This window comes from Ferrovibrio sp. GW821-FHT12D07 (assembly GCF_058807275.1).
Genome location: NZ_JBXAQN010000001.1, coordinates 1,280,340 through 1,299,090 on the forward strand (window position 1 = coordinate 1,280,340; position 18,751 = coordinate 1,299,090).

Here is an 18,751-nt window from a genome sequence, read left to right on the forward strand (position 1 = left end):
GTCTAGGTTATCAACTGATAACCTGACCTTACGAGGAGGTCACTCGGCCGGCGCGGCCTTGTTATCCACATCCGGACGCTGCTCAAGCTCCGATAGCTTGCGGGCGATGAAGCCGGCCGGTTTGGTGTACCGGGCCAGCAGCAGATACAGCACCGGCACCACGAACAGGCTGAGCAGGGTGGCAAAGGTCATGCCGCCCACGATGACCCAGCCGAGTGCCGAGCGCGATTCGGCGCCAGCGCCATGGGCGAAGGCGAGCGGTACCGCGCCGAAAATGGTGGCGATGGTGGTCATCAGAATCGGGCGCAGGCGGGCGATCGAGGCTTCGACGGCGGCGTCGTAGATATCGCGGCCTTCGTCGCGCAGCTGGTTGGCGAATTCCACGATCAGGATGCCGTTTTTGGCGATCAGACCCACCAGCATGATGATGCCGATCTGGCTGTAGATGTTCAGCGTCTGGCCCGCCAGCAGCAGGGCCGCCAGTGCGCCGGTCACCGCCAGCGGCACCGACAGGATGATGATGATCGGATGGATCCAGCTTTCGAACTGGCCGGCCAGCACCAGGAACACCACGATCAGCGCCAGCGCGAAGGTGACGAAGATCGCCGACGAGGAGTCCTTGAACTCGCGGCTCTGGCCGGCATAGGAAATGCGCACTTCCGGCGGCAGCACCTCGGCGGCGACACCATCCAGATAATCCAATGCCTGACCCAGCGTATAGCCGGGCACCATCGAGGCCTCGATCATCACCGACCGCAGGCGGTCATTGCGGTTTAGCTCACGCGCGTTGGCACCTTCCTTCAGTGTCACCAGGCTGGCCAGCGGTACCAGCTTGCCGCCGGTGTTGCTGCCGCGCACATAGATGTTGTTCATGTCGTTCGGGGTGACGCGCTGTTCGACCGGCGCCTGCACCAGCACCTTGTACTGCTTGCCATCGCGCTGGAAGTTGGTCACTTCACGCGAGCCCAGCATGGTTTCCAGCGTGCGGCCGATAGTCTCGATCGGCACGCCCAGATCGGCGGCGCGGTCGCGGTCGATCTGCACCTGCACCTCGGGGCGGTTGGGCAGATAGTTCTTGCGCACGCCCAGCAGGTTCGGATTCTGCAGGGCACGCTCGATCACGCGATCCGACCATTCGTCGAGCTGCGCATAAGTCGAGCCGCCCAGGATGAAGCGCACCGGCGCCTGCGCGCCCGGCAGGCCAAGGCTTGGCGGATTGACGACGACGGCGCGGACGGAGGTCAGGGTCAGCAGCTTCTGGAAGGCCTGGCGGGCCACTTCCTGCTGCTTCACGTCGCGGTCGCCCCAGTCGGCCATGCGGACGACGATGAAGCCGGAATTGACCGGCGAGGGCCGGCCGCCGAAGGCTGGCGCGACATTCGACTGCACGACGGTCACGGCGCCCGACTTGATGAAGGGCTCGAGTGCCTGCTCGATGGCGACGACGGCCTTGCGGGTATAGTCATAGGACGCGCCCTCAGGGCCGTCGACAATGACGAAGAAGACGCCACGGTCTTCGGTCGGCGCGAATTCGCGCGGCAGCACCTTGAACATCAGGAAGGCGGCGACCGAGACGGCGGCGCCAATGGCCAGCACCATCATCGGCGCACCCAACGACAGGCGCAGGATGCGGCCATAGCCGTTGCTCATGCCGACGAAGAACTTCTCTGTCACATGGTAGAACCAGCCTTCTTCCTTGGCGTCGTGCAGCAGCTTGGAGCACATCATCGGGGTCAGCGTGAGTGCGACGAAGCCCGAGAACATCACGGCGGCCGCGACCGACATGCCGAATTCGCGGAACAGGCGGCCGGTATTGCCATCCATCAGCGAGATCGGCACGAACACAGCGATCAGCACCACGGTGGTGGCGATGACGGCGAAGCCGATCTGGCGTGCGCCGCGTAAAGACGCCAGCAAGGGTGGCTCGCCCAGCTCGATGCGGCGATGGATGTTTTCCAGCACCACGATCGCGTCGTCGACCACCAGGCCGATGGCCAGCACCAGTGCCAGTAGGGTTAGCACGTTGATCGAATAGCCCAGCGCGCCGATCACCATGAAGGAGCCGATCACCGACACCGGAATGGCGACGGCGGGGATCAGTGTGGCGCGCCAGGAGCGCAGGAACAGGAAGATCACGCCGATCACCAGCGCCAGCGCGACGGTGAGCGCGTGGAACACTTCATAGATCGACTGGCTGATGAATTTCGACTGGTCGTAGGTCACTTCCATGCGCACGCCGGTCGGCAGGCTGCCCTGCAGACGTGCCACGGTGGCGACGACGCCATTGGAAATGTCCATGGCATTCGCTTTGGACTGCCGGATGACGCCGAGGCCAATGGCCGTGACGCCGTTGATGCGCTGCTCGGTGCGCTCGTCTTCTGCGCCCAGCTCTACTTTGGCCACTTCACCCAGACGCAGCAGGTAGCCGTCCTGCTCGCGCAGCACGATGTTACGGAACTGGGCGGCGGTGCGCAGGCCGGATTCGGCGCGCACGGTGAATTCGCGCATGTTGCTTTCGATGCGGCCGGACGGCAACTCGACATTCTGGCGGCGGATCGCTTCCTCGATGTCCTGCACCGTGACATTACGGGCCGCCATGGCCATGCGGTCGAGATAGACGCGCATGGAATAGCGGCGCGCACCGTAGATGTTCACCGAGGCCACGCCGTCGATGACCGACAGCTGGTCGACCAGGAAGCGGTCAGCATAGTCGGTCAGTTCGAGCAGGTTCAGGCGTTCGGAGAACAGCGAGATGTAGATGATCGGGCGGGCATCCGCTTCGGTCTTTGCAATGATCGGCTGGTCGGCTTCGTCAGGCAGCTTGGACAGGATGCGGCCGACCTTGTCGCGCACGTCGTTGGCAGCGGCATCGACATTGCGGGTCAGGTTGAATTCGATGCTGATCGAACTGGATTCCTCGCGGCTGGCCGACGTAATGGTGCGGATGCCCTCGATGCCAGCGACCGAATCCTCGATCACCTGGGTGATCTTGCTTTCGATGATCTCGGCCGAGGCGCCACGGTAGATGGTGGTGACGTTCACCGCCGGCGGATCGATATCGGGATATTCACGCACCGCCATGCCGCGCAGGGCAAAGAGGCCGAAGATCACCAGCACCAGCGACAGCACGGTGGCGAAGACCGGGCGCTTGATCGAAACGTCGGAGAGGACCATGACTGCGTTCCCGTGCGGCGCGGTTTAGCTGGCGGACTTTGCAGGTGCGGCGCCCGAGATCGGCGGGGTGCCCGACTGCGTGTTGGTCTGGCGCACGCGCGAACCGTCGCGCAGCTGCTGCAGGCCCGTCACGGCGATCTGGTCGTCAGCATGCAGGCCGTTGGTGATCTGGGCGAGACCCGGCACGCGCTGGCCGATGGTGACGCGGGTACGGGTAGCCTTGCCGTCGCGGATGATGAAGACGAACTGTTCGCCACCCTGGGCCAGCAGCGATTCTTCGGGCACCATCATGGCATCCGGCACCTTGCCCATGCTGAGCGCCACGGTCATGAACATGCCGGGCTTCAGCATGTCGTCGGCATTGGGGATCTGAGCGCGCACGCGGACGGCGCGGGTGGTGGGGTCGACGCGGCTGTCGACCGTGCTGACCACGCCCTCGAACTTGGTGCCGGGCATGGCAGCGGCTTTCGCGCTCACCGTGTTGCCGATGGCGATGCCGCTCAGCACGGTTTCCGGAATCTCGAATTCCAGCTTGATCACGCTGGTATCATCCAGCGTGGTGATGATGTCGCCCGGACGCACCAGTGCACCGAGGCTGACACGGCGCAGGCCGAGTTTGCCGGCAAACGGCGCCTTGATCACGCTGTCGGAGAATTTCGCCTGCTCGGCACGCAGGCGCGCCTCGGCGCCTTCATAGGCCTTGCTCAGTTCGTCCAGGCGGGCCTGAGCAACGGTCTTGGTCTCGATCAGCTGCTTGGCGCGGTCATAGGCCAGCTTGGCCCCGTCGCGGGCGGCGCGTAGCGCGCCGATATTGGCGGCACCCTCGGCCGCTTCCAGTTCGACCAGGATGACGCCGGCCTTGACCAGTTGGCCTTCCTGGAAGTTCAGGCGCTCCACCATGCCGGTGGCCTTGGCGGTGATGGCGACGGCTTCATTGGCCTGGGCGGTGCCCACGGCCTCGATGGTGCGGGTGATGTCCATGCGGCGGACCGGCACGGCCTCGACCGGAATGACCGGTGCGCCGGTGGCGGCCTTGGGGGTCGCCTGCCCGCTGCCAATGAACGGCAGGCTGTCACGATACGCATAGCCGAGCGCGCCGCCGGTCGCGAGCACGCCGATCACCAGGACCTGACCCCAAAGCTTCATTGCCCTCTACCACCCTGTTCACACGGGGCCGCTTGCTGGCGTACCCCGTAAATCCCCCGGAACTGCCGTTTCAGGGCCGCCTGACGGTGGTCCTGCTGATTTCGGCAGTCGTATGATCTATTGTATACGTGGGTCGGTGCAAGGTCCTGCGGTTTCACTTGAAATTCTTGTGTCGGGCCGGCCGGGAGGAGATGAATTGATGGTCATGGTGCTGATTTGGTAACCGGGCTGTTCACCCATGCCGCCTGCCTTTCCCATGATACGGGAGATGGTCATCCGGAATGCCCGGAAAGGCTGCAGGCTATTCTGGCCCGCCTGGAGGGCGAGGATTTCGCCTATCTGGATCGCCGCGAGGCCCCGCGGGCGACGCCGGAGCAGATCGCCCGCGTCCATCCCGGCGACTATGTCGAGCGCATGCTGCGGGCCATCCCGGAATGTGGCCTGAGCGCCATCGATGGCGACACCATCATTTCACCAGGCTCTGGCGAGGCGGCCTTGCGCGCCGCTGGCGCGGTTTGCGCCGCCATCGATGCGGTGATGCAGGGCGAGCTGCGCAATGCCTTCTGCGCAGTTCGGCCGCCGGGCCATCACGCCGAGCCGGAACAGGCCATGGGCTTCTGCCTGTTCAACAACGTTGCCGTCGGTGCCCAGCATGCGCGCGCCCATTGGGGCCTGAAGCGCATCGCCGTGATCGATTTCGACGTGCATCATGGCAATGGCACGCAGTCGGCTTTCGCAGCTGATGCCGATCTCTTTTATGCCTCGACGCACCAGATGCCGCTCTATCCCGGCACCGGGCGCGTGAATGAAGAGGGCGTGGCTGGCAATATCGTCAACGTGCCGCTGCCGCCCTATGCGGGTTCGGGCGAATTCCACATCGCCTTCGAACGCATCCTGTCGAAGCTGGAAGCCTTCGCGCCGGAACTGGTGATCATCTCGGCCGGCTTCGACGCCCATGCCAGCGATCCGCTGGCGCAGCTGCAGTTCAACGACCAGGATTATTACTGGGCCACCGAGCGTCTGGTGGCGCTGGCTGACAGGACGGCCAAGGGCCGGCTGGTTTCGGCCCTGGAAGGCGGTTACGACCTGCGGGCCCTGGCCAGCGCCACGGCAGCCCATGTGAAAGCCCTGATGGTGGCCTGAACCCCGTTTGCAGGGCTCCCGGCATTGCCCCCGTAGCCCCGTTTCTGTACAACTCGGCCGGATTTAGACTTCCAACGCCCGGAGCGAAAAATGGCGTCGTATCAGTACATTTACGTGATGAAGGATCTGGCCAAGACCTATCCGGGCGGCAAGCAGGTCCTCAAGGGCATCTGGCTCAGCTTCCTGCCGGGCGCCAAGATCGGCGTGCTGGGCAATAACGGCGCCGGCAAGTCCACCCTGCTGAAGATCATGGCGGGCCTGGACAAGGAATTCACCGGCGAGGCCTGGGCCGCCGATGGCGTCAAGATCGGCTACCTGCCGCAGGAACCGCATCTCGATCCCTCCAAGGACGTGCTGGGCAACGTGATGGAAGGCGTGGCCGAGACCAAGGCTTTGCTGGACCGCTTCGAGGAAGTCTCGATGAAGTTCGGCGAAGTGACCGATGATGACGAGATGAATGCGCTGATCGCCGAGCAGGCGGAGCTGCAGGAAAAGATCGACGCCGCCAATGCCTGGGATCTCCAGCGCAATGTCGAGATCGCCATGGACGCGCTGCGCTGCCCGCCGGGCGAGGCCGATGTGAGCAAGCTCTCGGGTGGTGAGAAGCGCCGCGTGGCGCTGTGCCGCCTGCTGCTGTCGAAGCCCGACATGCTGCTGCTCGACGAACCGACCAACCATCTGGATGCGGAATCGGTCGCCTGGCTCGAACGCTTCCTGCACGAATATGAAGGCACCGTGGTGGCGATCACCCATGATCGCTACTTCCTCGACAACGTCGCCGGCTGGATTCTCGAACTCGATCGCGGCTCGGGCATTCCGTGGGAGGGCAACTACTCCTCCTGGCTGGAACAGAAGGAAAAGCGCCTGGCCCAGGAAGGCAAGGAAGAGGATACCCGCCGCAAGTCGCTGGCCCAGGAACTGGAATGGGTGCGCCAGAGCCCGCGGGCGCGCCAGGCCAAGTCCAAAGCCCGCCTCAAGGCCTATGAAGAGATGCTGCAGCAGCAGAACGACAAGGCCGCCGATGCGGTCTCCATCACCATCCCGGCCGGTCCGCGCTTGGGCAATGTGGTGATCGAGGCCGAGGGCCTGTCGAAGGGCTTCGGCGACCGCCTGCTGATCGACAAGCTCGATTTCAAGCTGCCGCCGGGCGGCATCGTCGGCATCATCGGCCCGAACGGCGCCGGCAAGACCACGCTGTTCCGCATGCTCACCGGCGGCGAGCCGCCGGACCAGGGTGAGTTGCGTGTGGGCGAAAGCGTCAAGCTCGGGTATGTCGACCAGAGCCGCGACTCCTTGAACGACAAGAAGACCGTCTGGGAGGAAATCTCCGAGGGCAACGACATGATCTCGCTGGGCAAGCGCGACGTGCCGAGCCGCGCCTATTGCTCATGGTTCAACTTCAAGGGCGCCGACCAGCAGAAGAAGGTCGGCATGCTGTCGGGCGGTGAACGCAACCGCCTGCATCTGGCGAAGATGCTGAAGACCGGCGCCAACGTGCTGCTGCTCGACGAACCGACCAACGATCTGGATGTTGATACGCTGCGTGCGCTGGAAGAGGCGCTGGAATCCTTTGCCGGCTGCGCCATCGTGATCAGCCATGATCGCTGGTTCCTCGATCGCCTCGCCACTCACATCATGGCCTTCGAAGGCGACAGCCATGTCGAGTGGTTCGAGGGCAACTACCAGGATTACGAGGCCGACAAGAAGCGTCGCCTCGGCGCCGATGCCGACCAGCCGCACCGCATCAAGTACAAGCCACTCGAGCGGCGCTAAGCCGGTCTGATGAACCGGCCATGAACCGTAAAGAGCGACGGGCCCAGAAAAAAGCCGGCGGCGGCATCGCGCCGACCGCGGGCCAGCCGCTGGTCGCCAAGGCCGGTGCCGGCGGCATCAGTGACATGCTGATGCATCTGGGCGGCGTGAAGGTGCCGGTGCAGCCGGTGACGGTGATGGCGGAAGCGCCGGTCGATCCGCTGCATGCGGCGCTGGCGCAGTTACGATTGGATGAAAGTCTGGCGACGCGGCTCTCGCGTCAGGAACAGGCGCTACGCGACAATCCCGACTCTGTTGCTCTGCTGCATGCCGTGGCGCGCCTGCAGGTGCGGCTGGATCGTCGCGCCGATGCGCTGGTGACCTATCGCCGCCTGTTGGCCGTGCAGCCCGAGCAGGCTGAGGCCCGCCACATGATCGCCGTGCTGTCAGGCGTCGCGCCCGACCAGCCCGATGCGGCTTATGTGGAGAAACTCTTCGACAATTTCGCTGACAGCTTCGATGACAAGCTGGTCAACTGGCTCGATTACAAGGCGCCGCAGCAGGTCGCCGCGGCGACACGCGCGGTGCTGGACGGCGCCACAGCGGAGCATGCCATAGACCTAGGCTGCGGCACCGGCCTGCTGGGTCCGGAAGTGCGCAAGCTCTGCGCCCGGCTGGATGGCGTCGACCTGTCTTCGCGCATGGTAGAGAAGGCCAGGGAGCGTGGCAGCTACAACACACTGATTGTCGGCGAGATCGTCGCGACGCTGCAAAAGCGTAAGGCGGCCTATGATCTGGTGCTGGCCGCCGATGTGCTGTCCTATTTCGGCGATCTGCGCATGGTCTTCACAGCTGTGCATGACGGCCTGCAGGACGGGGGATTCTTCGTCGCCACGGTGGAGCGCGGTACGGGTGCACGGTATCACGCGACCAAGACTGGCCGTTACCAGCATGGCGAGGCTTACCTGCGTAAGCGCGCCTCTGAGGCCGGCTTTGCCGTAATCAGCCTGGAAGAGACTGTGCTGCGTCGGGAAGAAAACCGTCCGGTCGAAGGCTTTGTCTTTGCCCTGCGCCGGCTGGCCGCCAATGAACCCGGCGCCGAAGTTGCATTGTCGACGGAAGAACTGCTGACCGGCCTGGATTCACTGGGCGCGGAAGTGGTGCTGGCAGCCGCGCAGCGCACCATCGGCGAGGGTTTCACTGTCGGCTGGGCCGTCGATCTGGGTGGCTATCTGGGCCAGCATATCCTGACCCTGCGCGGCATGGCCCAGCATCTGGACATGGTGTCGCCTGACGAAGCGCGCAGCCGTCGCGCTTTCGAGGCTGGCATCTACGATGACAGCGAGGCGGAAGACATCATTCCGTTCCTGGAAAACCGCCCGGATCATTTCGATCTGATCCTGGCGACCGATCTGGCGCCGCTGGTCTCCGACCTGCCGCTGCTGTTCTCGGCCGTGAAGATCGCGCTGGCGCTGGCCGGCGCCTTCATCGGCCTGCTGCCGGCGAATGTCTGCACGGAAGCCGAGCTGCGCGAGATGGCGAAAGCCGAAGGCCTGTTCGTGCTCGCCGTCGATCCGGTGACGCTGGCCGATGGCAGTGCCGCGCTCTGCTTCTCGGCTGAAAGCTGAGTTTTATTTCGTCGCGGTGGCGCGGGTCAGCACTAGGCCGGCGATCACCACCGTTGCGCCGATCAGCTGCGCCGTCGAGATATGCTCGCCCAGGAATGCCACGGCGCTGAGCATGGCGAAGACCGGGATCAGGTAGGAATAGACCACCGACCGTGCGACGCCGATCCGGCGGATGCCCTCGTACCAGAAGACATATCCCAGCGCGCCGGCCAGGATCGCCGTGTAGAGGAAGCTGGCCCAGTGACCGGTGCCCATGGCGTCCCAGTGCATGTCGCTCCAGCCCCAGAGCATCGTGGGGATCAGCAACAGGGCGCCGAACAGCATCGACCAAGCCGAGACATAGAGCGCGCCCAGACGCGCGAGATAGGGCGGCGACAGTACGGAATAGAGCGCCCAGCAGAAGGCGACCATCAGGAACATCAGGTCGCCGATGACATGGCCGCCGCCCACCGTGATGGCGGTCAGGCTGTTGTTGATCACGAGGAAGACGCCGCAGAAGGACAGCAGCACACCGCCCCAGGCGAGCGGCGGCAGACGCTGGCCGCGCAGGCTGCTGAAGATCATCGCCCAGATCGGAGATGTGGCGACAAGGATCGCGCCTTTTGAGGCCGTGCTGAGCGCCAGGGCATTGGTCCACAGCAGCTGCATCATGGTGATGCCGAGGAAGCCGAAGCCGGTCAGCACCAGCAGGTCGCGGCGCTGCGGCAGTCTGAGGCCTTCGCGCCAGGCCAGCACCGCTATCAGGGTCAGCGCCGCCAGCATGTAACGCGTCGAGGCATAGACATTGGGCGGCATGATGCCCAGCACGTATTTCGCCGTGGGAAAGGTGTTGCCCCAGATGATGACGGTGAGCAGCAGGTAGGCGTCGCCGCGATCGTATTTGTTCTTCATGCACCGGCCTTCCTGTCCAATGCGCGCAGGCCCAGTGCCAGCAGCAGGCCGATGCAGCCCGCCGCCAGCAGCAGCCAGCGGCCGTCGCTCCAGCCGCCGAAATGCGTCACCAGGGCCGCCAGCGTCGGCGGGCCTATGAAGGAACCGATATTCAGCAATTGCACGACAATGCCGTTCACCGTGGCGATCTCGGCCGGATTCTGGGCCTGTCCGGGCACGCTGGCCAGCACGGCGGCTGGCAGCATGCCGCCGAAGCCGCTGGCGGCCATGGCAAGCGCAATGCGCAGCAGCACGGGAAGATCGGGCGCGAAGCACAGCACACCGAAGATACCCATCCCAAGACTGACGGTGGCGATGATGGCCCAGCGCGGCAGGCCGCGATGCATCAGCGCTGCCGAGGTCGTCGTGCCGACGGCATTGACCAGCACCACCATGGCGACGCCGATGGCGATGCCGGTATCGCCGATCAGGCCGCTGTCATGCAGATAGGTCGGCATCCAGGTGACGATGGAGAACCATTGCGTGGTGTAGCAGGCGAAGCAGCCGGCCAGCAGCCAGGGGCCGGGCCGCCGCAGCGCTGCGCCACTGAAGCCGCGTGCTTTGGGTAGCATCGCGCCGACGGTGAGGCGGTCGATGGCAATGGCGGCAATGACAAGGATGCCGGCCATGACCAGCCACAGGTCGCGCCAGTCGAGCAGGCCGAGATTGACGAACAGTGCGCCGAGCAGACCGCCGGAAACGCCGAGCGGCATATAGCTGCTCCAGAAACCGAGCGCGAGGCTGCGCTGGGCCGTGAGACTGGATGCGGCGATCAGGCTGGGGCCGCAGACCACGGTGAGCACGAAGCCCAGGCCTTCGATCAGGCGCGCGACCAGCAGCAGAATGGTGCCGGCCGCGCCATCAGGGGCGAAAGCGCCGAGGGCGCTGCCACAGGCTGCGATCAGCAGGCCGAGACTGACGCTGCGGCGGCCGATCCGGTCGCTGGCGAAGCCGGCCATGATGCCGAGCGAGGCGCCGATCAGGTTGACCGAGGAGGCAAGCAGTCCGCCCAGCACCAGGTCCAGGCCGAATTCGGCACGCAGCTGCGTCAACAGCGGCGGCAGCTTGCCGATCTGCATGGAGACGATGATGCCGGCGGCGAGGACGGCGAACACCGCCTGCCAGTTGGTCCGGGAGGATGCGGTCATTGTTATGGTTGGCGAACTGCGAAAGACGGACCGGGGAAGGCACAAAAGAAAGCGGCGGGGTTTCCCCCGCCGCCTGACTGTACCCGTTTTCGGTCATCCGATCACGGCATCATGCGCTCGGCTTTGGGCGGCAGGAAGCCTTCCTCGAAGAGGTCGGTGGCCTTCGGGGCCTTTTCCAGGCCGGTGGCGGCGGCCACGGCATCGGAAGACCGCTGCAGGCGGGCCATGTCGACACCGCCGAAGCCGTTCTCCTTGACGTATTTGGTGATGACGTTGCGCTCCAGCGACAGCTTCAGGCGGCGCAGTTCCAGCGCTTCGTCGGTCAGGCCATCGCGGGTCTTGGTCGCCTTGATGCCCACGTCGGGGTTCGCGGCAATTTCCTTCCAGGCCTTGATGGTCGCCTTGACCACGGCCTTGATGGCGGCAGGGTTTTCCTTGATGAACTTCGGCGAAGCGACAATGGCGTTGCCGTAGAAGTCCATGCCGGCATCGGCATAGGGGAAGGCGATGATCTCGCTTTCCTTCACGCCGATCTTCTCAAGGTCGAGAATGGACGAGAAGTAATGGCCGCTGATGAAGTCGACGCTGCCGTTCTTCAGGCTGGGTTCGCGCAGCGGCGGGGTCAGGTTGATGTTGGTCACCTTGCTGCGGTCGATGCCGACCTTGGCGGCGTAGGCCGGAAACAGCTTGAACGACGCATCGAAGACCGGCGCGCCGAGCTTCTTGCCTTCCAGGTCCTTCGGCGTCTTGATGCCTGACGACTTCAGCGCGTAGACGCCGAACGGCGGGGCGTCATAGGCCATCATCACGGCCTTCACCAGCCCATCGGGGTTCTTCGCGTTGTATTCGATCAGGGCGTTGATGTCGGCGAAGCCCATTTCATAGGCGCCGGTGGCGACGCGTTGCAGCGCGCCGGCCGAGCCCTGGCCCGCATCGATGGTGATGTCGAGGCCTTCGGCCTTGTAGTAACCCTTCTGCTCGGCGACCAGGAAGGCCGAGGTCGGGCCCTGGAAGGCCCAGTCGAGGGTGAATTTCACTTTGGTCTGGGCAACGGCCGTGCCGGCGGTTCCCAGTGCCAGCGCAAGGCCGGCCGCCGCAAAGGTCATGCTGCGCGCGAAGGTCATCGATAGTCTCCCCGTAGAACTGTTAATCCTGGCCGATCTTTGCGAGTCGGGTCGGTTGCAGGCCCGGCAGTCTATGCCTTGGGTTGCACACCCGCCAAGGGCGAATCGGGCACAGGCCCGGGGCAATCCGCATGCAATTCCAGGACCAGCCATGGGCCCTGTGGGCAAGCCCGGAAACCGGTTCAAAAACCAGTCCGTTACGGATGGGGCAGGATTACTGCCCAAGCTGCGGCCGCATTGCTTGCTTTTGCGGCAAAACATTGTCGGGCGACAAGTTGATATGTTGCACCGCCCAGAGGCCAGACGTATGGTTCGCCCGCCTTTCCCCTCTGTTTTTCGCGCCTAGGAGTCGCAATCGTCATGCCGTTCCTGTCCGATGCTCTCGGTCGCATCAAGCCGTCTGCCACCATTGCCGCCACCCAGAAGGCCCGCGCGCTCAAGGCCGCCGGCCGCGACGTGATCGGCCTCGGCGCGGGCGAGCCCGATTTCGAGACCCCGGCCAATATCCGTGACGCGGCCAAGGCTGCGATCGATCGCGGCGAGACGCGCTACACCGATGTCGACGGCACCGTCGCGCTGAAGCAGGCGATCGTCGCCAAGTACAAGCGCGAGAACAGCCTGGACTACAAGCCCGAGCAGATCAGCGTCGGCACCGGCGGCAAGCAGGTGCTGTTCAACGCGCTGCTGGCCACCATCAATCCCGGCGATGAAGTGATCATTCCGGCGCCTTACTGGGTCAGCTATCCCGATATCGTCAACTTCGCTGGTGGTACACCGGTGTTCGTGACCGGCAAGGCAGATGACGGCTTCAAGCTGCGCCCCGAAGCGTTGGAAAAGGCGATCACGCCGAAGACCAAGTGGGTGATCCTGAACTCGCCGTCCAATCCCTCGGGCGCCGCCTATACGCGTGACGAGCTGAAGGCGTTGACCGACGTGCTGGTACGCCATCCGCATGTCTGGATCCTGACCGACGACATGTACGAGCATCTGGTCTACGACAATTTCGTCTTCACCACGCCTGCCCAGGTCGAGCCTGCACTCTATGAGCGCACGCTCACCATGAACGGCGTGTCGAAGGCCTATTGCATGACCGGTTGGCGCATCGGCTATGCCGCCGGTCCCGTGCAGTTGATCAAGGCGATGTCGAACCTGCAGTCGCAGTCGACCTCCAACCCGTCCTCGATCAGCCAGGCGGCTGCTGTGGAAGCGCTGAACGGCCCGCAGGATTTCATCCCGAAGAACAACGCCGTGTTCAAGCAGCGCCGCGATTTGGTCGTCAGTATGCTGAATCAGGCCAAGGGCATCCATTGCCCGAAGCCGGAAGGCGCCTTCTACGTCTATCCGAGCTGCGCTGGCACCATCGGCAAGACCTCGAAGGGCGGCGTGAAGATCACGTCGGATCTCGATTTCGCCAATGCGCTGTTGGAAGAGAAGGGCGTCGCTGTCGTCTTCGGCGAGGCCTTCGGTCTTTCGCCGCACTTCCGCATCTCTTACGCCACGTCAACCGAAGCGCTCAAAGATGCCTGCGGCCGCATCCAGGAGTTCTGTGCCCAACTTTCCTGAGGGTAACTGGTGACGGCCATCACGCCGACCGGGAAGGCTGTCTTGGCGCGGACATATCCCGATGCTAAGCAGCCCCGGTCACGGCCCTCTGGCCGGGCAGGTTCGATATGCCGACGACGGTAAAGAAACGCTCCGTCGTTGTTGGCGGGCACCGCACCAGCATCTCCCTGGAACAGGCGTTCTGGGAGGCGATGCAGGTGCTGGCCGCCGCAGACGGCAAGACCATCAATCAGGTGGTCAGCGATATCGACTCAGCCCGAACCGGCAATCTTTCCAGTGCGATCCGGGTGTGGGTTCTGGAACGCGCGAAAGACGGGCTGCTGAAGCCGACGGATACCGCCGACAGAGCGGTGCTGCCGGCAGGGAAGCAGGAACAGTAGCGTACGGCGTTCGGGGGATTATCGACATCGCAGTGTAGAGGCGCTCCCGCCCGGCCGTCCGCAGAAGAGGCGGCGATGCGTGCGAACTCTCTAAAGCTCAATTCCATGAAACTCGCTGTTATGGCCGCGGCCCTAACGCCCGTGCTGCTGCTGGCCGCCTGCGGCCAGGATGCGCCGCCGCCCGAACCGGTCCGCCCGGTACGGGTCACCACCGTCTCGCCCCAGATTTTCGAAAGCCGCTCCAGCTATACCGGCGAAGTGCGTGCCCGTTATGAAACCAACCTGGCTTTCCGGGTCGGCGGCAAGATCGTCGCGCGCTATGTCGAGATCGGCTCGGAAGTGAAGAAAGGCACGGTGCTCGCGCGCCTCGATCCCGAGGACACGCGGCTCGCCATCCAGAATGCCCGCGGGCAGCTGAGCGCCGCGCAGGCCAACTTCAATCAGGCCCAAACCGAACTCAATCGCTACAAGAAGCTGTTCGACAGCAAGGTGATCAGCCAGGCCGAACTGGATCGTCGCCAGAATACCTACAACACCGCCGAGGCTCAGCTCGACAGCGCGCGCTCCCAGATGCGGGTTGCGCAGAACCAGATGGATTACACCGAGCTGCATGCCGATGCCGACGGTGTCGTCACCGCCATCGGCGTCGAGAGCGGGCAGGTGGTGGCCTCGGGCCAGACCGTGATGAAGCTGGCGCGGCCGGAAGAAAAGGAAGTGGTGTTCAACGTTTCCGAGAACCGGCTGGATGAACTGCGTCAGGCCACCGGCATTGCCATCAGCCTCTGGGCCCAGCCCGATAAGGAATATGCCGGTGTGGTGCGCGAAATCGCGCCAGGCGCCGATCCGGCCACGCGCACCTACGCCGTGAAGGTCAGCGTGCAGGCCGCGCCACCGAATATCCGGCTGGGCATGACGGCGACCGTGGCGATCATGCGCCGCGCCGATGCCAGCGTGGTGGCCCTGCCGCTTGCCGCGCTCTATCAGGATGGCGACAAGCCGGCGGTCTGGGTCTATGTCGGCGCTGATGGCAACGGTGGCCCAGGCAGTACTTCTTTGGGTAAGGTCGAACTGCGCCCGGTGCGTGTCGCCGCCTATATCGAGAAAGCCGTGCTGGTGGCCGATGGCCTGAAGGCGGGCGAGAAGGTGGTTACGGCTGGCGTGCACAAGCTGATCCCGGGCCAGACCGTGCGCCTGCTGCCCGAGACACGGTCGACTTCGTCGACGACCATGCTGCCGGGGATCAAGTCGTGAGCCAGCCGGAAGACACCGGCCCGGAAGACCGTTTCAATCTGTCCGCCTGGGCGCTGCGCCATCGCAGTCTGATCGGCTTCCTGATGGTGCTGCTGTTGGCGGCGGGCGCGATGTCCTATGTCCAGCTTGGCCGTGCCGAGGATCCGGACTTCACCTTCAAGGTGATGATCGTGCGCACCAACTGGCCGGGCGCCACTGCACGCGAGGTCGAGCAGCAGGTCACCGACAAGATCGAGAAGAAGCTGCAGGAGACGCCGTATCTCGACAACGTGCGCAGCTATTCCAAGGCGGCGGAGTCGACAATCTTTGTCTCCTTGCGCGACAGCACGCCGCCAAAAGCGGTTGCCGGCGTCTGGTACGAAGTGCGCAAGAAGGTCGGGGATATCCGCCAGAACCTTCCGGCCGGCGTGCAGGGTCCGTATTTCAACGACGAATTCGGCGACACCTTTGGCACCATCTATGCTTTCAGCGCCGATGGTTTCACTCACCGCGAGCTGAAGGATTACGTGGAGGACGTGCGCGAGGAACTGCTGCGCATCCGCGATGTGGGCAAGGCTGACCTGCTGGGCGTGCAGCCCGAGCGCATCTTCATCGAATTCTCGAACAAACAGCTGGCCAACCTGGGCATCAATCCGCAGCAGATCATCAGCGTGATCCAGCAGCAGAATAGCCAGACGGCCTCGGGCGTGGTGCAGACGGCGTCGGACCGTATTGCTACCCGGGTCAGCGGCGACCTGTCCACCGCGCGCGCCTTGCAGGAGCTTTCATTCCAGGCCAATGGCCGGCTAATCCGTCTGGGCGACATCGCCGAGATCAAGCGGGACTATGCCGATCCGCCGACCGCCCATGTGCGATTCAATGGCCAGGACGTGATCGGGCTTTCGGTGTCGATGGCCAAGGGCGGCAACATGATCGAGCTGGGCAAGCAGCTCGATGCCACCATGGCGCGGATCAAGGCCGATATGCCGATCGGCATCGAGGTCGAGAAGGTGGCCGACCAGCCGACCGTGGTGCAGCGCTCGATTTCGGAATTCATGCGGGTATTGCTGGAAGCCGTGGTGATCGTGCTGGGTGTCAGCTTCCTCAGCCTCGGCCTGCGCAGCGGTCTGGTGGTCATGTTCTGCATCCCGCTGGTGCTGGCGATCACCTTTGTCTGCATGCAGATATTCGGCATTGATTTCCACCGTATCTCGCTGGGTGCGCTGATCATCTCGCTTGGGTTATTGGTGGATGACGCCATTATCGCGGTCGAGATGATGCAGGTGAAGATGGAGCAGGGCTTCGACCGCTTCCGTGCCGCCAGCTTCGCCTACACCACCACGGCCTTCCCCATGCTGACCGGCACGCTGATTACGGCCGCCGGTTTCGTGCCGGTGGGCTTCGCCAAGTCCTCGGCCGGCGAATACACCTTCTCGATCTTCGCCGTGGTCACCATCTCGCTGCTGGTCTCCTGGGTGGTGGCGGTGATCTTTACGCCCTTCATCGGCTACACGCTCCTGCCTACGCCCAAGGCCGGTCATGGCCACAGCGAGGATGTCTACCATCGCGGCGTCTACCGCTTCGTCCGCCCGGTGGTGGAATGGTGCGTGGCCCGTCGCTGGATCGTCATCGGCGCCACAGGCGGCATCTTCCTGCTCAGCGTTTTGGGCTTTGGCCTGGTGCAGCAGCAATTCTTCCCGTCCTCCAACCGCCCTGAGCTGATGGTCGATCTGCGTCTGCCACAGGGCGCATCCATTGCCGCTACCGAGGCCGAGGCGCTGAACCTGGAGGCGCTGCTCAAGGGTGACAAGGATATCGAGAATTTCACCACCTATATCGGCAGCGGCTCGCCGCGCTTCTACCTGCCGCTGGATGTGCAGCTGCCCAACGAGAATTTCGCCCAGGTCGTGATCCTGACCAAAGGTGATGCCGAGCGCGAACGCGTGCGCGATCGCCTGATCAAGGCCTTCCAGGAAGACTTCACCCTGCTGCGCGGTCGTGTCAATCGGCTGGAGAATGGTCCGCCGGTCGGCTTCCCGGTGCAGTTCCGTGTCAGCGGTCCCGATCCGATGGAGGTGCGCCGCATCGCCTTTCAGGTCGCCGACGTGATGCGCGCCAATCCCAATACCCGCGACGTCAATCTGGACTGGAACGAGCTGTCCAAGACGGTGCTGCTGGATGTCGACCAGGCCAAGGCGCGTCTGCTGGGCATTTCCTCGCAGGACCTGGCCACCACGATGAACTCCATCGTGTCAGGCATCACAGTGACACAGTATCGTGAAGGCCGTGAGCTTATCGATGTGGTGGCGCGCTCGGAAGCCAGCGAACGCCTCAGTCTCACCGGCATCAAGGACCTGAATGTGGCTGGCGCCGACAGTACCCGTCCGGTGCCGCTCAGCCAGGTGGCTGAAATCCGCTATGCGCTGGAAGAGGGCATCATCTGGCGGCGCGACCGTCAGCCGGTGATCCTAGCGCGTGCCGATATCGTCGACGGCATCCAGGCACCGGTGGTGGCGATGCAGATCGAGCCGAAGCTGAATGACCTACGCAAGCAGTTGCCGCCGAATTATCGCATCGTGATGGGCGGCGCCATCGAGGAGAGCGCCAAGGCCAATGCCTCCATCGGCGCGGTCGTGCCGGTGATGATCATGATCATGGTGACGCTTCTGATGATCCAGCTGCAGTCGGTGTCGCGCATGTTCCTGGTGTTGCTGACCGCGCCGCTGGGCCTGATCGGGGTCACGCTCGGCCTGCTGGTTTTCCACGTGCCTTTCGGCTTCGTCGCCATGCTGGGCGCCATCGCGCTGGCCGGCATGATCATGCGGAATTCGGTGATCTTGGTGGACCAGATCGAGCAGGATATCGGCGCGGGCGAGACGCCATGGGAGGCGATCGTCAATGCCACGCTGCGCCGCTTTCGCCCGATCGTTCTGACGGCGCTGGCCGCCATCCTGGGCATGATCCCGCTGTCGACCAGCAACTTCTGGGGACCGATGGCCTATACCATCATCGGCGGTCTTCTGGTCGCCACGATGCTGACGGCGCTGTTCCTGCCGGCGCTCTACGCCGCCTGGTTCCGGGTGAAGCGCCCGGCCTGAGGAGAGAGGCTTACAGGGTCGACTCGATTCTGACCTTGTCGGCCTTTACCTTGCTGGGCGTATTCACCGGCTGATCAGTCCAGTCCTCGCCGCCGGTGACCACACAGGCGCGCCCGTCGGTGCTGGTAATCAGCAGCGTCCAAGATCCGCTTTGCGAGACTAGCAGTTCAACGACGCGGTCGCCGACGACGCCGGCAGCCTGCGGCTGTTCGCCGAAGCGCTGATTCAGCATCTTGCCCATTTCATCACGCAGGCCACAGAGCATCTGCTGCTGTGCCTGCGCAGGCGTGGTGGTTGTTCCGCTGATGGCGAGAGCAGTGGTGAACGCGAATGCACTGGTGAAGATGGCCTTGCGCATAGCGGCCTCCTTTGCGGTGTGTGCGTCTGCGTTCTGCAAACGCCATTCACTGACCAAACTGGAGGCGAGGTCTCAAG

Annotated in this window: 13 protein-coding genes; 7 read left to right on the forward strand and 6 right to left on the reverse strand. The window is 64.0% G+C overall.

Annotated elements, in window-relative coordinates; all coding sequences use genetic code 11:
* Positions 1-39: 39 nt before the first annotated feature.
* Entirely contained in the window at positions 40-3,174 is a 3,135-nt protein-coding gene (locus AC1RRE_RS06450; protein WP_492980283.1) for an efflux RND transporter permease subunit, read from the reverse strand.
* Between the two features lie 24 nt (positions 3,175-3,198).
* Complete coding sequence (locus AC1RRE_RS06455; RefSeq protein WP_492980284.1) at positions 3,199-4,320, reverse strand: efflux RND transporter periplasmic adaptor subunit; 1,122 nt, start codon at positions 4,318-4,320, stop codon at positions 3,199-3,201.
* A gap of 216 nt (positions 4,321-4,536) precedes the next feature.
* On the opposite strand from AC1RRE_RS06455, the gene AC1RRE_RS06460 reads away from it, so the two are divergent.
* The 3 genes from AC1RRE_RS06460 (at position 4,537) to AC1RRE_RS06470 (ending at position 8,843) form a co-directional block, all read left to right on the forward strand.
* Positions 4,537-5,463, forward strand: coding sequence for a histone deacetylase family protein (locus AC1RRE_RS06460; RefSeq protein WP_492980286.1), 927 nt, complete (start codon positions 4,537-4,539; stop codon positions 5,461-5,463).
* A 90-nt stretch (positions 5,464-5,553) separates the two neighbouring features.
* The gene (ettA, locus tag AC1RRE_RS06465) at positions 5,554-7,236 is read left to right on the forward strand and encodes an energy-dependent translational throttle protein EttA (protein ID WP_492980288.1); all 1,683 of its coding nucleotides are present in this window, start codon (positions 5,554-5,556) and stop codon (positions 7,234-7,236) included.
* Positions 7,237-7,256: 20 nt separating this feature from the next.
* Entirely contained in the window at positions 7,257-8,843 is a 1,587-nt protein-coding gene (locus tag AC1RRE_RS06470; protein WP_492980289.1) for a class I SAM-dependent DNA methyltransferase, read from the forward strand.
* Between the two features lie 3 nt (positions 8,844-8,846).
* Here AC1RRE_RS06470 and AC1RRE_RS06475 read toward each other — a convergent pair whose 3' ends face one another.
* The 3 genes from AC1RRE_RS06475 to AC1RRE_RS06485 form a co-directional block, all read right to left on the reverse strand.
* Positions 8,847-9,734, reverse strand: coding sequence for a DMT family transporter (locus AC1RRE_RS06475; protein WP_492980290.1), 888 nt, complete (start codon positions 9,732-9,734; stop codon positions 8,847-8,849).
* Positions 9,731-10,921 (reverse strand): MFS transporter, encoded by a 1,191-nt coding sequence (locus AC1RRE_RS06480; protein ID WP_492980291.1) that lies wholly within the window; start codon positions 10,919-10,921, stop codon positions 9,731-9,733. Before AC1RRE_RS06480 ends, AC1RRE_RS06475 begins: the two co-directional genes overlap by 4 nt.
* A 101-nt stretch (positions 10,922-11,022) precedes the next feature.
* Complete coding sequence (locus AC1RRE_RS06485) at positions 11,023-12,045, reverse strand: ABC transporter substrate-binding protein (RefSeq protein WP_492980292.1); 1,023 nt, start codon at positions 12,043-12,045, stop codon at positions 11,023-11,025.
* 360 nt (positions 12,046-12,405) lie between these two features.
* Here AC1RRE_RS06485 and AC1RRE_RS06490 point away from each other — a divergent pair, with 360 nt between their 5' ends.
* From AC1RRE_RS06490 to AC1RRE_RS06505, 4 genes are all read left to right on the forward strand, one after another.
* Positions 12,406-13,608, forward strand: a complete 1,203-nt coding sequence (locus AC1RRE_RS06490; protein ID WP_492980293.1) for a pyridoxal phosphate-dependent aminotransferase — start codon at positions 12,406-12,408, stop codon at positions 13,606-13,608.
* A 107-nt stretch (positions 13,609-13,715) separates the two neighbouring features.
* Positions 13,716-13,988, forward strand: coding sequence for a ribbon-helix-helix domain-containing protein (locus AC1RRE_RS06495; protein WP_492980294.1), 273 nt, complete (start codon positions 13,716-13,718; stop codon positions 13,986-13,988).
* A gap of 120 nt (positions 13,989-14,108) precedes the next feature.
* Positions 14,109-15,239 carry an efflux RND transporter periplasmic adaptor subunit gene (locus AC1RRE_RS06500; protein WP_492980295.1) on the forward strand — a complete coding sequence of 377 codons (1,131 nt, stop codon included), beginning with the start codon at positions 14,109-14,111 and terminating at the stop codon, positions 15,237-15,239.
* Positions 15,236-18,316 (forward strand): efflux RND transporter permease subunit, encoded by a 3,081-nt coding sequence (locus tag AC1RRE_RS06505; RefSeq protein ID WP_492980296.1) that lies wholly within the window; start codon positions 15,236-15,238, stop codon positions 18,314-18,316. Before AC1RRE_RS06500 ends, AC1RRE_RS06505 begins: the two co-directional genes overlap by 4 nt.
* Before the next feature lie 10 nt (positions 18,317-18,326).
* On the opposite strand, the gene AC1RRE_RS06510 is transcribed toward AC1RRE_RS06505, so the two are convergent.
* Complete coding sequence (locus AC1RRE_RS06510) at positions 18,327-18,674, reverse strand: hypothetical protein (protein ID WP_492980297.1); 348 nt, start codon at positions 18,672-18,674, stop codon at positions 18,327-18,329.
* Positions 18,675-18,751: the final 77 nt, after the last annotated feature.

Excerpts from the sequence above, each read along its gene's own strand:
- AC1RRE_RS06480 (WP_492980291.1), bottom strand. The coding sequence starts at position 10,921 with ATGACCGCATCCTCCCGGACCAACTGGCAGGCGGTGTTCGCCGTCCTC.
- AC1RRE_RS06455 (WP_492980284.1), bottom strand. The coding sequence starts at position 4,320 with ATGAAGCTTTGGGGTCAGGTCCTGGTGATCGGCGTGCTCGCGACCGGC.
- AC1RRE_RS06485 (WP_492980292.1), bottom strand. The coding sequence starts at position 12,045 with ATGACCTTCGCGCGCAGCATGACCTTTGCGGCGGCCGGCCTTGCGCTG.
- AC1RRE_RS06510 (WP_492980297.1), bottom strand. The coding sequence starts at position 18,674 with ATGCGCAAGGCCATCTTCACCAGTGCATTCGCGTTCACCACTGCTCTC.
- AC1RRE_RS06490 (WP_492980293.1), top strand. The coding sequence starts at position 12,406 with ATGCCGTTCCTGTCCGATGCTCTCGGTCGCATCAAGCCGTCTGCCACC.
- AC1RRE_RS06475 (WP_492980290.1), bottom strand. The coding sequence starts at position 9,734 with ATGAAGAACAAATACGATCGCGGCGACGCCTACCTGCTGCTCACCGTC.
- AC1RRE_RS06470 (WP_492980289.1), top strand. The coding sequence starts at position 7,257 with ATGAACCGTAAAGAGCGACGGGCCCAGAAAAAAGCCGGCGGCGGCATC.
- AC1RRE_RS06450 (WP_492980283.1), bottom strand. The coding sequence starts at position 3,174 with ATGGTCCTCTCCGACGTTTCGATCAAGCGCCCGGTCTTCGCCACCGTG.
- AC1RRE_RS06500 (WP_492980295.1), top strand. The coding sequence starts at position 14,109 with ATGGCCGCGGCCCTAACGCCCGTGCTGCTGCTGGCCGCCTGCGGCCAG.
- ettA (WP_492980288.1), top strand. The coding sequence starts at position 5,554 with ATGGCGTCGTATCAGTACATTTACGTGATGAAGGATCTGGCCAAGACC.
- AC1RRE_RS06495 (WP_492980294.1), top strand. The coding sequence starts at position 13,716 with ATGCCGACGACGGTAAAGAAACGCTCCGTCGTTGTTGGCGGGCACCGC.